Source organism: Sphingomonas sp. Leaf10 (assembly GCF_001421245.1).
Classification (GTDB): domain Bacteria; phylum Pseudomonadota; class Alphaproteobacteria; order Sphingomonadales; family Sphingomonadaceae; genus Sphingomonas.
In genome coordinates this window covers 82,323-96,130 of the sequence record NZ_LMKE01000010.1, presented here as the reverse complement: position 1 = coordinate 96,130, position 13,808 = coordinate 82,323, and the positions used below count along the sequence as shown (strand labels likewise).

The window sequence follows — 13,808 nt, the reverse complement described above, 5'->3', positions numbered from 1 at the left end:
TGAATGCCATAGACCGCAAGCCGCCGCCCACATGTCCCTTCATCTAAACTACAATGTCAAATAGCGGACAAGGAAACCGGCGTCGCTTCGCTACCCCTTTTTTAGGAGGGGCGGTTCGCGTCGCCTGCGTTTCGCTGTCCCGGTTGAAGCGATTGGCTCACCCCGTCCGGTGAACAGCCCTCTACGGGTGATGCCGGAAACCGTCAACGGCTTTTTGCAATTTTGTTTCGAGAAAGTTGCAGATTGACGGATTTCCGCGGGTTTACGCGGTTTCAATCGCATGGCGTACAAGGTGGCAGCATGGACTCCCCTACCGAATCGCCTCCTGCCCCGTCCGAATCGCTGCGGGGACAGGTGCGCCGGGCCGTCATCTGGCGATCGGGTAGCCAGATCGTCGGCCAGACCGTGTCATGGGCATCGACCTTTCTGGTCATCCGACTGCTGACGCCTGCCGATTACGGGCTGGTGGCGATGACCGGCGTGGTCCTGCTGTTGCTCAACATGCTGAACGGCCACGGCCTCGCCAATGCGCTGATCCAGCATCGCGACGTGTCGGTGCGCGAGCAGCGGCAGGTGTTCGGCATGTTGCTGCTGCTCAACATCACCCTCGGCGCGATGCAGTTCGTCGCGGCACCGCTGGTCGCCGCTTATTATCGCGAGCCGTTCGTCGCCGATCTGCTGCGGGTCCAATCGCTACTCTATCTGACCACGCCGTTCAGTTCGCTCGCCTATGCGCTCCTGGCGCGGCGGATGGATTTCCATCGGCAGGCACAGGTCAATCTGCTATCCTCCTTCTTGGGCGCAATGGCCGCGATCGGCGGCGCCTATGCCGGGCTGGGCGTATGGACACTGGTGCTGGCGCCGGCAGTGCTGTTCGCCACGCGCGCGATCGGACTGACGATCGCAGCACGGGCATGGATGTGGCCGAGCTTCGACTTTCGCGGCGCCGGGCATCTGGCGCGCTATGGCGGCGTGGTCGCCGGGGCCAGCCTGCTGAGTTTCGCGCAGAGCCAGGCCGATATCCTGGTCGCCGGGCGCTGGTTCGATGCGCATGTCGTCGGCGTCTATACGACCGCGCTGTTCCTGACGCAGATATTCACCAACAAGGTCGTGCCGCCGATCAACGAAGTCGCCTTCTCCGCCTATGCCCGGATGCGCGACGATCGGGCGGCGGTGGCGGAAGGGTTCGTGCGATCGGTACGCGTGCTGATGCTGATCGCGGTGCCGTTCTTCATCGGACTGGCGGTTACCGCCGAACCAGCGGTCGTGATCGCGCTCGGGCCGCAATGGCACGAAGCCGCACCGCTGGTCGCCCTGCTCGGCCTCGCCATGCCGTTCATGACCCTCCAGGCGCTGTTTCCGCCGGCGGTCGATGCGATGGGCAAGCCCGGCACCACCGCCGGCACCACCGCCATCGGCGCGATCCTGCTGCCGATCGCGTTCCTGATCGGCGCGCGCTTCGGGATCGGGGGGATTGCCGGTGCCTGGATCGTTGCGCACCCGCTGTTGCTGGCATTGGTTGGGGCGCGAGCCTTGCCCGTCCTCGGCTTGTCGGCGGGAGCGTTTGCACGCGCGGTCGCTCCGGCATTCGGGTCGGGAGCGGCGATGGCGGGGGCGGTGACGCTCGCAGCATACCTGGCCGGACCGTTGCCGCCGGTGCCGATGCTCGCGCTATCCGTCGTGGTCGGGGGCAGCGTCTATACTGCTACCCTGTGGTTGTTCGCGCGTTCCGCGGTGCGCGACGCGTGGGCGATGTTGCGCCGGTCCTAACCCAGTACCGCGATCGCCCGGCGCGTGGCGGTCAGATAGGCATCGCCATGGAAGCGATACGTACCGATGAAGTGGACGAACGCCGCTTCGTCCGGCAGCGCGTTGCGCGCGAACAGCGCCGCATTCCAGAAATTGAGATAGCGGTCATAGGGCAACAGCAGCGGATCGCGCCCATTGGCGACGACGAAGTTCGACGTCACCTGCTCGCTGCCCCAGCGCGTCCAGCTTGCCCGGCCGATCGCCTCGTCCATCGCCTGTGAAAAGCCTTCCGCCAGCGCCCGCCCCGGCCCGCCGGGAGCGAAGCCGGCGAACCCCGAACAGCCCCGGACGTAACGGAGCTCGCCATACCTCGGAATCGCGACCGAACCGATCGCCGCCTCCGCCGCGTCCTGTACATGCAGACCGGCACCGCGCGGATCGATACTGACCCTGTCCCGGGCGATAGCGGTCACCGCGCGCAGCTCCGCCGCCGCCTCCCCCCGCAACGTGAAGTCGCGGCCGGCGTCGATCGCGGCGCGGACCTCGACCGGATCGCGCAAGGTCACCGTGTCCGAATCGACCTGTATCACATAGGCATCGGCACGGACATCGAGGATCGTCAGCAACCGCTCCCACGTCCCGCCCTGCGGACAATCACCAGTCGTCACTTCTGCGATCGACAGGATGCGGGGATCGTCCATATGATGCGCGAGCACGGCGCGATCGGCGGCGGTCAGCGTCCCGTCATCGAGAACCATCACCCGACCCCGGCCGAGGTGATACCGTAGCGATTTCACCGCGACCAGATACGGCAGCAGCACCGCCGTGCCGATCATCGAAAACAGGACGACGCCGTCGTCGCAGGCCCGGATCGGCGGCGTCCTCAGCACGCCGCGCGCCAGCCGCCGGTGCCGCCATTGCTGCACGCGCCAATTGATATGTTCGGCGATCGAGGGCGAGGACATGGCTGTTGTGTATCGCGCCGGGCTTAACCGGCGGTCAATGGCGGTGCCGGCCGATCCGGCTTCCGTTGGCAGGGCGCGACCGCCGCATCGTCGCCCGGACGTGTTCCAGCGCCTACCCGGAAGGTAGCGGCGTCGGTCGACGGATCGGTGCCCGTGCCGCCCTTACGCCTGCTGGATATATTCGCGCATCGCATTCGCCTCGGCCTCGATCCCGTCGATGCGATATTTCACCAGATCGCCGATCGATACGAATCCGACCAGCCGATCGCCGTCGATCACCGGCAGGTGCCGGATGCGCCGCTGCGTCATCAGCGACAGCGCACCGAGTATCGACGCGTTCGGATCGACGGTGATCGCCGGGCTGGTCATGCGTTCGGCAACCGGCAGGTCGAGCGCCGCCGTGCCGCATTCGACCAGCGCATGGATCATGTCGCGTTCGGAAAAGATGCCGACGACCCCGGCGTCCGCCAGCACCGGCACCGCACCGATGCGGTGCCCCGCCAGTAGCGCCACCACATCCCGCACCGTCGCATCGGCCCCGACCGACACGACCGCACGCTTGCCCAACAGTTTCGCGATTGTCATCGCCCTCTCCTCCCACTGGCGCCCGGTCCGACCCGCCGCAGGCATCCATGGCTTGAGAATTCCACGCTTCGCGACCATTTGGAAGCCATGGCGAACGATCTCGACAATCCCGAATATGCCGCGTTCGCCTGGGCACGATTCCGCTGGCTGCTCAAGGTGATGGCTGCGATCTCGGTGGTCGCGGCGCTCATCGCGCTGGGCGGCATCTGGTGGTGGATCGGATCGATGAACTGGGTGATCGCCGCGGCAACGCTGGCCGGGGTCGGGCTGTCGGTCATGCTGGGCGGCGCGTTGATGGCGCTGGTGTTCCTGAGCAGCGGATCGGGCCATGACGCGGCGGTCGATGCGTTCAACGCCGATCGCGATCCGGGGCGCGACCGGCGGGGGTAGCGAGTCGCGGAGGCGAGACCTTTGCGAAAGTCCGCGCGCTCGACCGCAACTACGCCGTACCTTCGCGCAGGCGGGGGGCCAAGCCAAGCAAAACAACGGCTTGCGCTCGGGACCGTTGGCGCCCGCCTGCGCGGAGCCACGGCAAGGTTTCATCAAGGCTTACGCCGCCGTTCGCTCCCCACACGACAAACACAGCAAAACCCGCCGGTCGTCCATCGACGTCCGGCGGGTTTTGGTAAAAGCCACAAGCGGCACGCCCGGTCCCGATGGACCGGCGCGGCTTACTTGATCTTCGCTTCCTTGAACTCGACGTGCTTGCGCACGACCGGGTCGTACTTGCGGAAGGTCAACTTCTCGGTCTGGTTGCGCGGGTTCTTCTTGGTGACATAGAAGAAGCCGGTATCGGCCGAGCTGACGAGCTTGATCTTGACGGTGGTCGGCTTTGCCATGACCCAAAAACCCCTTGGGCCTGACGCCCGCGAATTGACAATAAAAAGCGGCCCGCCACACGGGGGCTGCTGCAAGACGTGGGCGCATGAGCCAAATGTGCGCCGAAGTCAAGGCGAGCGACCTTCACCGGAACGTAACCAACGCCGCCTAGCTTATGATTCAAGGAATTGGAGGTGAGGATGCGGATCGAGTCGGTGCATATCGATGCGGAACGGGCACTACGCGTCGGGCATCGCGCCTGCCCCCTTGCCGAGATCGAGGCGATTCGCGCCATCGCCACTGCCGAATCGAGCCTGCCCGCGCTGACCGTCCTCGCCGTGGTCGATGCCGCCCTTGCCCGTGGCGAGCGTCGCTCGATCGGCGAATGGACCGCGCTCGCCCGCGAAGCAATGCATTGCGGGCGCAGCGACGCCGTCACGGCGCAGGCCTATGCCGCCGCCTGCACGGTGCGGCTGGCCGACTGATTCGCATCCGGTGGACCCGCTCGTTCCCGCGCTGGTCGCGGTCCTGCTGGCGGGGGTAAGCGACCGGCCGCCGCTGCTTGCCGCGATCCTGTCCGGCCGGCTCGGTCGCGGCGCCGTTTGGGGGGCGATCCTCGCACAGGTGGTCGGCTTCGCGCTGGCGGCGATCGGCGGGATGCTGGTCGCGCCGATCCTGACTCCCAATGCCCGCGACCTGATGCTCGCCGTCGCGCTGATCGCGGCCGCGACCGCGGTGCCGATCCCGGCGCGGATCAAGGACCGGCTCGATGGCTGGCGATTGCCGCCAGTGCTGACCGGGCTGCTTGGCATGGCGGTGCTGACCCTCGGCGATCGCAGCCAGTTCCTGGTCTTCGCACTGGTCGCGCGCACCCCCGATCCGGTGACCGGCACGATCGGTGCGTCGCTGGCCGGGACGGTGCTGCTGCTCGGCGCGGCGACGCTGGGCGAGCGCGACTGGCAAAAGCTGCCTTTTGCCGCGATTCGAATCGTGGCGACGCTGCTGCTCGCGCTGACCGGCGCGACCCTTGGGCTCGGCGCGCTCAGGCTGCTGTGATCCAACCGGACGATCACCGCGACCGGATTTTTTGACTGGAGCGTGGCGGAAAGATTCGGCAGCGCGATCGTTGCTGAACCGAACCATATCCAGCCGGAGACTTTCCCCGTGACCAACCCCGCGCTCGACACGCCGACCGACCTGCCCAACAACAAGACGGTGACCGTCGCCGATGGACTGAACGCCGCGCTCGCCGACTGCTTCACTTTGTATCTGAAGACCAAGAACTTCCACTGGCACGTGTCCGGCCCGCATTTCCGCGACTATCACCTGATGCTCGACGATCAGGCGTCGCAGATCCTCGCCGTGACCGATGTGATCGCCGAACGCGTGCGCAAGACCGGAAACACCACGCTGCGCTCGATCGGCGACGTCGCCCGCCGCGCCGCGATCAAGGATAACGACAAGGATTTCGTGAAGCCCGACGACATGCTCGCCGAGCTGCGCGACGACAATCTGAAGCTGGTCGAGCGCCTCCGCGAAGCGCGCGAGGCTGCGGAGGATGCCGGCGACACCGCGACCAGCAGCCTCGCCGACGACTGGATCGATCAGGCGGAGGAACGCGCCTGGTTCCTGTTCGAAGCTGCGCGCAAGGGCTGACCGCGTTTCTGCATCCGCCAAGCCCGTCGACGCCGACCGCGTCGGCGGGCTTTTCCATGCGACGTCCATGAAACCGGAACCGCCCCGCCCGCCACGCGCTACCCCTGACGGTACCGCCGCATCGGCGGGTTACGAAGGATTTGCAGCATGTTGAAATGGGCGGTCATCTTCCTCGTAGTCGGGCTGGTGCTCGGCGCCCTCGGCTTCGGCGGATTGGGCGGTGCGTTCGTCGGCATCGCCAAGATCCTGTTCTTCGTGGCGATCGCCATTTTCGCAGTGCTGCTCGTGCTCGGCCTGCTGGCGGGCAAGGGCGTGAAGAACGCGATCGACTGACGATAGGGGATCGGGCGCGATGCGGGCCTTTGCCGATCTGCTCGACCGGTTGATCTATACCCGGTCGCGCAACGCCAAGCTGGCACTGATCGGCAGCTATCTGCGCGACACGCCCGATCCCGATCGCGGCTGGGCGATTGCGGCGCTGACCGGCGATCTCGACCTGCCGGCGGTCAAGTCGGCGACGATCCGCGCGCTCATCACCGAACGCACCGACCCCGTGCTGTTCGCGATGAGCCGCGATTTCGTCGGCGACACGGCGGAAACGGTGGCGCTGTTATGGCCCGAACCCCCGCCGGGCGCGATTGCCGACGCCGATCCGCTGACGCTCGACACGGTCGTCACCCGTCTTGCCAGCCTGTCGCGTTCCGACGCGCCGCGTGCGCTTGCCGACATGCTCGACCGGCTCGAATCGGATGAACGCTACGCCCTGCTGAAGCTCGCCACCGGGGCGCTGCGCGTCGGTGTGTCCGCCCGCCTCGCCAAGACCGCGCTGGCGCAGGCGTTCGGCCTCGACGTCGATGCTGTCGAGGAGGTCTGGCACGGCCTTGCCCCGCCCTATGCCGAACTGTTCGCGTGGGCCGAGGGGCGCGGGGAGCAACCGGATGCCGCCGACCTGCCCGTCTTCCGCCCGTTCATGCTCGCCCACCCGCTCGACGACGGCGTGGTCGACCTTGCCGACTATGCCGCCGAATGGAAATGGGACGGCATCCGCGTGCAACTGGTCCATGTCGGCGGCGAAACCCGGCTCTACAGCCGCGCCGGCGACGACATCACCGCCGCCTTCCCCGAAGTCGCCGCCGCCTGCCGCACCCCCGGCGTCCTCGACGGCGAATTGCTGGTGCGCGGCGAAGGACAGGGGGCGAGCGTCCACGAGGATGCCGGCGCCGCCAGCTTCAACGCGCTGCAACAGCGGCTGGGGCGCAAGGTCGTGTCGAAGGCGATGCTGGCCGACTACCCAGCCTTTGTCCGCCTCTACGACATCCTGTTCGACGGCGTCGAGGATCTGCGCGACCAGCCTTGGACCGCACGCCGCACCCGCCTCGAAGCATATGTGCCGCAACTCGACCGACAAGTGTTCGACCTGTCACGCCTGATCGACGCCGCCGATTTCGACGCGCTCGCCAATATCCGCAGCGGCGCCCGCGACGCTGCGATCGAAGGCGTCATGCTCAAACGCCGCGACTCGCCCTATGTCGCGGGGCGCCGTGTCGGGCTGTGGTACAAATGGAAACGCGACCCGCTCGTCGCCGATTGCGTGATGATGTACGCGCAGCGCGGCAGCGGCAAACGCTCGTCCTTCTATTCGGACTATACCTTCGGCTGCTGGACCGCCGACCCGGCCGAGGGCGGCGAGCTGCTGCCGGTCGGAAAGGCCTATTCGGGCTTCACCGATGCCGAGTTGAAGGACCTCGACCGCTTCGTCCGCCAGCATACCGTGCAGCGCTTCGGCCCGGTGCGCGAGGTCGAGAAGACACTGGTCCTCGAAGTCGCGTTCGATTCGATCCACGCATCGAAGCGCCACAAATCGGGCGTCGCGATGCGCTTCCCCCGCATCAACCGCATCCGCACCGACAAGCCGGCGGCCGAGGCCGACCATGTCGCGACGTTGCTGAAGCTGGTGAGTTAGCGCACCACCCCACCGCCACAACCGTCACCCCAGCCTGCGCTGGGGCGACGATCAGGGCGCAGGCTCCAGCGCGATCTCGAACAACGTCGGCCACCATTTGCCCGTAACGAACAACCGCTTGCTCGCCGCATCCCACGCGATCCCGTTCAGCACCGCCTCCGGGTCCAGCGCCCCCAGTTCCGCACGCAACGGCGCCAGATCGACCAGCCCGTCGACCGCCCCCGTCGCCGGATCGATCCGCACGATATAGTCGCGGTGCCAGATATTGCCCCATAGCTTGCCGTCGATCATCTCCAGCTCGTTCAGGTTATGCACCGGCCGCCCATTGGCGGTGATCGTCACCCGCCGCGTTTCCCGAAACGTCTTTGGATCGAGGAAGCGTAGCGTCGGCGTCCCGTCCGACAGGATCAGCGACCGGCCATCGCTCGCCAGCCCCCAGCCTTCGCCCGGATAGCGCGCGCTGCCGACCGCTTTCAGCGTCTTGGGGTTCCAGCGGTGCGCGATGCCGTCCTGCCAGGTCAGGCTGACCAGTTGCTGCCCGTCGACCGCCAGCCCTTCGCCGAACTGCTGCCCCGGCAACCGCTTGCGCGCCAGCACTTTGCCATCGGCCAGATTGACCCGCCGCACGTCAGACACGCCGGGCTGGCCGGTACTTTCGAACAGTGCGCCGTCATGCCAGACCAGCCCTTGGGTAAAGGCGGTGCGATCATGCGGATAGCGCGCCACGACCCGCGCCGAAATCCCCTCGACCGGGACCGGCCGCACCGGCGCGGCGGGGGGCGCACCGGTCTGGGCCGACGCGACGGAGGCAAGCGCAAGGCTCACCGGCAGGAACCAGCGGATCATGGTCGTCGTCATCCTCGCATTCGCCTTGCCGCCCCCTGAACGATCAGAACGGCACCGCCGGTCCGGCGGGCACGATCCCGGTCGGGTTGATATCCTTGTGGCTGCGATAATAGTGCGTCTTGATCTGGTCGAGGTCGATCGTCGCCGCGACCCCCGGCAGGCCCGCAATCCGTTCGGTCAGCGCCCGCAACCGCGGATAATCGAGCAGACGCCGGACATTGCATTTGAAGTGCCCGTGATAGACCGGATCGAACCGCACCAGCGTGGTGAACAACCGGATATCCGCCTCGGTCAGCCGATCCCCGACCAGCCATTCGCCGGTCAGCCTTTCTTCCAGCCAATCGAGCGATTCGAACAACGCCCCCACCGCCTCGTCATACGCGGCCTGCGTCGTCGCGAAGCCCGCGCGATAGACGCCGTTATTGACGGTGCCATAGACGCGCTCGTTGACCGCATCGATCTCGCTACGCAGCGCCTGTGGATAAAAGTCGCCCGGTGTCGCGCCCAGATCGTCGAACGCCGTATTCAGCATGCGGATGATCTCCGACGATTCGTTGTTGACGATCCGTCGCTCGACCTTGTCCCACAACACCGGCACCGTGACCTTGCCGGTCATGTCGGGGTTGGCAAGCGTATAGAGTTGGTGCAGATGGTCGACGCCATTGACCGGATCGCCCGTCCCGCCAAAGGCTTCGGCGAAACTCCACCCCTGCGCCCCCATCAACGGGCCGACCACCGTCACCGGCAGCAAGTCTTCCAATCCTTTCAGCGCCCGCACCACCAGCGTCCGATGCGCCCATGGACAGGCAAGACTGACATAGAGCTGATAGCGCCCCGCCTCGGCCGGCCAGCCGCGCTGCCCGTCCGGCCCGGCACCACCGTCGCGGGTCAGCCAATCGCGAAACCTACTCTCCGCCCGTTGGAAATTGCCCGACGCATCGGTCGGCGCGACCGGCGTATCGTTGGTCCAAACCCCGTGCCGCAACATGCCCATCGCTTTGTCTCTCCGCTTGGCTGGCGGGATAACGCGGTCAGCCGGGATCTGGGTTCGTCCCCACCTTGCGGGCGGCGCTTTCCCGCTTCAACGGCCGCGCCACCGGACAGACTTCCTGTACAAAACCATTGAGCGTGTTCGTCAGATTGTCGGGCACCAGCCGGTAAAAGACATATTGGCCGCGCTTCTCGCTGCTGACCAGGCCCGCCGCTTCGAGGATCGACAGATGCTGCGAAATCGATGGTTTCGACATGTCGAATCGCGCCGCAATCTCCCCCGCGCTGAGTTCGGCATGGGCGAGATAGGCAAGGATCTTGCGCCGGGGGACCGACGCCAGTGCTTCGAACACTCGTTGCATCGTGAACGACATAGGTCGCCCCGCTCATCTTGACAAACATCCTTCGCTATTTAGGGATATACCTAATTACCGAAGGAGGCATCATGTCCGATCGCTCGACGCTGCGGGTAAAGGCATCGGCGGAGACGTCTGCGGTGAATGGACGGGTCCGCTGGGCCCCGGCGAGGTCGCTGTGGATCGGCGGAATGACCATCGCCGCCCTCATGCTCGCCCCAACATACGTCACGACCGGCAGCGTCCTGCTGTTCCTCGTTACCAGTGCGGTGACGCTATGCGCCGGCCATTCGATCGGTTTGCATCGGCTGCTGATCCATCGCAGCTTCGTTGCGCCGCGTTGGTTCGAACGCGTGCTCGTCTATCTCGGCACGCTGGTCGGCATGACCGGGCCGCTCGGCATGGTCCGGCTGCATGACATGCGCGACTGGGCGCAGCGCCAACCCGATTGCCATCCGCTCCATGCACATCGCACGGCGTTGGTGCACGACGCATGGTGGCAGATGCATTGCCGCCTCGACCTCGACCATCCGCCGCGCTTCGAACCCGAACCCTATTTGCGCGACGACCGCTTCCTGCGCTCGCTAGAAGCAAGCTGGATGGTGCAGCAACTGCCTTGGGCGCTGCTGTTCCTGGGCATGGGCGGGCTGCCATGGCTGGTGTGGGGTGTACCGGTACGGGTCGCGGCCGGCGTCACGGGTCATTGGCTGGTCGGCCACATCACCCATCGCCGCGGTCCCCGGAACTGGGTGGTCGACGGCATGGGCGTACAGGGTCATGACCTGCCCGCCGCCGCGCTCATCACCTTTGGCGAGGCATGGCACGGTAACCACCACGCCTTTCCCGAATCGGCGCGGCTGGGGATATTGCCGGGCCAGCATGATCCGGGCTGGTGGCTGTTGCTGGCGTTGCGGCGGGTCGGGCTGGTCAGCGCGCTGAACGAGCCTGAGCATCTGCCGCCTCGCGCGAAACTGCGGCGGGTCGGAACGGCAGGGGGCACGCCCGATGAACGATGCTAACCGCCCGTCGCTTGCTCGCCGCGCAATTGCGGTCGTGATTGCCACGATCGCGGGCGTTGCAGTTGTCCTGCTGTTGTTATGGGCAACGGACAGCTTGACAGGTCCCTCTCCGCTGGACGGTTCGAGCAGCCGTCTTCCATTACCATTCTCCTTCCCGTTTGGGCTGGTCGTCGGGACATTCATCGGCATACCTTTATGTCTTCTGATCGGTATGCCGCTGTGGCAGGTGGCGCTATTGCTGGGATGGCATCGACGGCATGAAGCGGCGAGTTGTGGAGCAGCCTCCGGGTTGGCCATTGCCGTCCTGCTGCCATTGTGGCTAGGCATGCCGAGTCCGGCCGCGCGGTGGGACTATGCGGTGCTGTTCATCGGCAGCTTCGTTATCGCCGGAGTTTGCGCAGGGCTGGTCGCCCACCATATCGCCTATTCGGACCGGCCCTGACGCTCAGCGATTCTGAATCAGCCGCAACAGCGATCCATCGGGGTCGAGCAACGCGCCGATCCACAGGCCGTTCTGCTCGCGCGGCGGTTGCAGCCGGGGAAAGCCGGTCGATTTTTCCGCGATCCCGGCCGCCTTCGCGACCGCGTAGAACGTGTCGAGGTCGTCGAGGCGCAGGCAACTCCCATAGCCGCTGGTCGTCGGATCGAAGTCGGGCCACGGAAAGAATTCCAGTTTCAGCGTTCCGCGTTCGACGATCATCCACGTCGCATCGCGCCACGTCTCGACAAAGCCGAGCGCCGCGAAAAAGGCCGATGTCACCGTAAAGTCGCGCGACGGCAAATTGGGTGTCGCCAGATCCATCCGCTTCCCCCGAATCGCGACCGCAGTTAGCCACAACGAAAAGGGCCGGCCACCCCTTCGAGTGACCGGCCCCTTGTCTATCGCCGAAGCGCGAACCTCAAAGCTTGTTGAGGTTCACCGCGGCGTGCTTGCCGCGACGGTCGACTTCGAGTTCGAACTCGACGCGATCACCTTCGTTGAGCGTCGGCAAACCCGCGCGCTCGACGGCCGAGATGTGGACGAACGCGTCCGGCTGGCCATCGTCGCGCTGAACGAAGCCGAAGCCCTTCATCGCGTTGAAGAACTTCACGACGCCGCTGGCGCGCTCGCCGGTCAGCTGACGCTGCGGGGCACCAAAGCCGCCGCCGCCGCCAGCGCGCGATTCACGCGGTTCGCGCGGTGCGCCGCCGCCGGTGACCGGCATCGGCTCGCCGTCGATCTTGAGGTCGGTCGCCGAGATGCGGCCGCCACGATCGACGAGCGTGAAGCCCATCGGCTGCCCTTCGGCAAGGGCGCTCAGGCCAGCCTGTTCGACGGCCGAAATGTGCACGAACACGTCTTCGCCGCCATCATCACGGACGACGAAGCCGAAGCCCTTCTGCGCGTTGAAGAACTTGACCACGCCGGTCGCTTCGCCGACGACCTGCGGCGGCATGCCGCGGCCACCGCCGCCGCCACCACCAAAGCCGCCACCGCCGCCGCCGCCGAAGCCGCCACCGCCGCCACGGAAACCACCGCCGCCGCCGAAGCCGCCACCGCCGCCACGATCACCGTAGCTGCTGCCGCCGCCGCCGAAGCCGCCGCCACCGAATCCACCGCCGCCGAAACCGCCGCGATCGCCGCCGAAGCCGCCGCCGCCGTAGCTGCTGCCGCCTTCGTCACCAAAACCGTCGCGCTTGTCCCTGCCGCGCCCACCGCGCTCGCCGCGCCGTCCTCGATCGAAACTCATTGCCCTGTTCGTCTTCCTGGTTCGCCCAACTTCATTCCTAAACCCAAGCGCCGAGCGAAAAACGCAGGTGTTCGGGCACCCCAAAGCCGGGTGCCACATCCCTGCATAGCGTAAAAGCGCACACTCCCAAACGAATTTCGCCGCTGCAATCGATCTGGTCGTCGCGAACCTTGCGATTATGTGGCGAAGACGGCACAGAATCACCCGATGGACACCATTTTGGCGCTGGGCGCCGACCCGACGGCTTGGGCTGCGTTCTTCACGCTGGTCGTGTTGGAAGTCGTGCTGGGCATCGACAACCTGATCTTCATTTCGATTCTGTCGAACAAGTTGCCCGCGCATCAGCAACAACTGGCGCGGCGAATCGGTATCGGTCTGGCACTGGTCATGCGACTGCTGCTGTTGTCGATGATCGCCTTCATCGTATCGTTGACCAACCCGGTGTTCGACCTGGGTATTCAGGGTTCGCCCGACGGCTATGGCCGCCCCAGCTTCGAAACCGCCTTTTCGTGGCGCGACATCATCCTGATCGTCGGCGGCCTGTTCCTGGTGTGGAAGGCGACCAAGGAAATCCATCACACGATGGACGACGAACCGACCGGCGACGCCCTCGACAAGCAGGGCAAGGTCGCCCTGAGCTTCGGATCGGCGATCGCACAGATCGTCGCGCTCGACATGGTGTTCTCGATCGATTCGATCCTGACCGCGGTCGGCATGACCGACGAGGTGCCGATCATGATGGCCGCCGTGATCGTGACCGTCGCGATCATGCTGGTCGCCGCCGATCCGCTGGCGCGCTTCATCAATGCCAATCCGACCGTCGTCATGCTGGCGCTGGGTTTCCTGCTGATGATCGGCGCGGTGCTGATCGCCGACGGCTTCGGCGTGCATGTGCCCAAGGGCTATATCTACGCCGCGATGGCCTTTTCCGCCGGGGTCGAGACGCTCAACATCACCTCGCGCCGGTCCAAGGCCAAAAAGCGCGCGGCGCGCGAGGCCATTGAGCGCGAAGCCTCCAACCGCTAGGCGCTACGCATGACCGTTCATTTCCACGAAGAAGACCTGCCGGGCGACGTCTTCGCGCCGGGCGCCGACATCGCCGTCGATACCGAGACGATGGGCCTCATCAC

Annotated in this window: 18 protein-coding genes and 1 pseudogene; 11 read left to right on the top strand and 8 right to left on the bottom strand. The window is 65.9% G+C overall.

Going from position 1 to position 13,808, the window contains the following annotated elements:
- Positions 1–300: 300 nt before the first annotated feature.
- The gene (locus ASE59_RS09615) at positions 301–1,770 is read left to right on the top strand and encodes a lipopolysaccharide biosynthesis protein (protein ID WP_056455486.1); all 1,470 of its coding nucleotides are present in this window, start codon (positions 301–303) and stop codon (positions 1,768–1,770) included.
- Here the strand turns inward: ASE59_RS09615 and ASE59_RS09610 are convergent.
- Entirely contained in the window at positions 1,767–2,714 is a 948-nt protein-coding gene (locus ASE59_RS09610) for a hypothetical protein (RefSeq protein WP_056455484.1), read from the bottom strand. The genes ASE59_RS09615 and ASE59_RS09610 overlap by 4 nt on opposite strands.
- A 162-nt stretch (positions 2,715–2,876) precedes the next feature.
- The gene (locus tag ASE59_RS09605) at positions 2,877–3,299 is read right to left on the bottom strand and encodes a CBS domain-containing protein (protein WP_056455517.1); all 423 of its coding nucleotides are present in this window, start codon (positions 3,297–3,299) and stop codon (positions 2,877–2,879) included.
- Positions 3,300–3,386: 87 nt separating this feature from the next.
- Here ASE59_RS09605 and ASE59_RS09600 point away from each other — a divergent pair, with 87 nt between their 5' ends.
- Entirely contained in the window at positions 3,387–3,689 is a 303-nt protein-coding gene (locus ASE59_RS09600; protein ID WP_056455482.1) for a hypothetical protein, read from the top strand.
- 281 nt (positions 3,690–3,970) lie between these two features.
- Here ASE59_RS09600 and rpmG read toward each other — a convergent pair whose 3' ends face one another.
- Positions 3,971–4,138 (bottom strand): 50S ribosomal protein L33, encoded by a 168-nt coding sequence (gene rpmG / locus ASE59_RS09595; protein ID WP_055757016.1) that lies wholly within the window; start codon positions 4,136–4,138, stop codon positions 3,971–3,973.
- Positions 4,139–4,318: 180 nt separating this feature from the next.
- Here rpmG and ASE59_RS20055 point away from each other — a divergent pair, with 180 nt between their 5' ends.
- The 5 genes from ASE59_RS20055 to ASE59_RS09570 all read left to right on the top strand — a co-directional run bounded on the left by ASE59_RS20055 (position 4,319) and on the right by ASE59_RS09570 (position 7,737).
- The gene (locus tag ASE59_RS20055) at positions 4,319–4,603 is read left to right on the top strand and encodes a hypothetical protein (protein WP_056455480.1); all 285 of its coding nucleotides are present in this window, start codon (positions 4,319–4,321) and stop codon (positions 4,601–4,603) included.
- Between the two features lie 10 nt (positions 4,604–4,613).
- Positions 4,614–5,174 carry a TMEM165/GDT1 family protein gene (locus ASE59_RS09585; RefSeq protein WP_162235287.1) on the top strand — a complete coding sequence of 187 codons (561 nt, stop codon included), beginning with the start codon at positions 4,614–4,616 and terminating at the stop codon, positions 5,172–5,174.
- 108 nt (positions 5,175–5,282) lie between these two features.
- Complete coding sequence (locus tag ASE59_RS09580) at positions 5,283–5,774, top strand: Dps family protein (protein ID WP_056455515.1); 492 nt, start codon at positions 5,283–5,285, stop codon at positions 5,772–5,774.
- Positions 5,775–5,921: 147 nt separating this feature from the next.
- On the top strand, positions 5,922–6,107 hold the full coding sequence (locus tag ASE59_RS09575) for a DUF1328 family protein (RefSeq protein WP_056455476.1): 186 nt from the start codon (positions 5,922–5,924) through the stop codon (positions 6,105–6,107).
- 19 nt (positions 6,108–6,126) lie between these two features.
- Entirely contained in the window at positions 6,127–7,737 is a 1,611-nt protein-coding gene (locus tag ASE59_RS09570; RefSeq protein WP_056455474.1) for a cisplatin damage response ATP-dependent DNA ligase, read from the top strand.
- A gap of 51 nt (positions 7,738–7,788) precedes the next feature.
- On the opposite strand, the gene ASE59_RS09565 is transcribed toward ASE59_RS09570, so the two are convergent.
- The 3 genes from ASE59_RS09565 to ASE59_RS09555 are packed head-to-tail and all read right to left on the bottom strand — an operon-like array spanning position 7,789 to position 9,935.
- A complete protein-coding gene (locus tag ASE59_RS09565; RefSeq protein WP_235515709.1) occupies positions 7,789–8,595 on the bottom strand; it encodes a glutaminyl-peptide cyclotransferase in 807 nt (268 codons plus the stop codon).
- A 31-nt stretch (positions 8,596–8,626) separates the two neighbouring features.
- Entirely contained in the window at positions 8,627–9,577 is a 951-nt protein-coding gene (locus ASE59_RS09560; RefSeq protein WP_056455472.1) for a glutathione S-transferase family protein, read from the bottom strand.
- 37 nt (positions 9,578–9,614) lie between these two features.
- The gene (locus ASE59_RS09555; protein ID WP_056455511.1) at positions 9,615–9,935 is read right to left on the bottom strand and encodes a metalloregulator ArsR/SmtB family transcription factor; all 321 of its coding nucleotides are present in this window, start codon (positions 9,933–9,935) and stop codon (positions 9,615–9,617) included.
- A gap of 83 nt (positions 9,936–10,018) precedes the next feature.
- Between ASE59_RS09555 and ASE59_RS09550 the strand changes: the two genes are divergently transcribed.
- Both ASE59_RS09550 and ASE59_RS19660 read left to right on the top strand, forming a co-directional pair.
- Positions 10,019–10,948, top strand: coding sequence for an acyl-CoA desaturase (locus ASE59_RS09550; protein WP_056455470.1), 930 nt, complete (start codon positions 10,019–10,021; stop codon positions 10,946–10,948).
- Positions 10,935–11,390, top strand: a complete 456-nt coding sequence (locus tag ASE59_RS19660) for a hypothetical protein (protein WP_156359987.1) — start codon at positions 10,935–10,937, stop codon at positions 11,388–11,390. The genes ASE59_RS09550 and ASE59_RS19660 overlap by 14 nt, the downstream gene beginning before the upstream one ends.
- 3 nt (positions 11,391–11,393) lie before the next feature.
- Here ASE59_RS19660 and ASE59_RS09545 read toward each other — a convergent pair whose 3' ends face one another.
- Both ASE59_RS09545 and ASE59_RS20985 read right to left on the bottom strand, forming a co-directional pair.
- A complete protein-coding gene (locus ASE59_RS09545) occupies positions 11,394–11,750 on the bottom strand; it encodes a bleomycin resistance protein (RefSeq protein ID WP_056455468.1) in 357 nt (118 codons plus the stop codon).
- A 97-nt stretch (positions 11,751–11,847) separates the two neighbouring features.
- Positions 11,848–12,678 (bottom strand): cold-shock protein, encoded by an 831-nt coding sequence (locus ASE59_RS20985; RefSeq protein ID WP_056455466.1) that lies wholly within the window; start codon positions 12,676–12,678, stop codon positions 11,848–11,850.
- A 207-nt stretch (positions 12,679–12,885) separates the two neighbouring features.
- Between ASE59_RS20985 and ASE59_RS09535 the strand changes: the two genes are divergently transcribed.
- Positions 12,886–13,704 (top strand): TerC family protein, encoded by an 819-nt coding sequence (locus ASE59_RS09535; RefSeq protein WP_056455464.1) that lies wholly within the window; start codon positions 12,886–12,888, stop codon positions 13,702–13,704.
- Positions 13,705–13,713: 9 nt separating this feature from the next.
- A pseudogene (locus ASE59_RS20645) lies at positions 13,714–13,808 on the top strand (ribonuclease D); the annotation flags it as partial.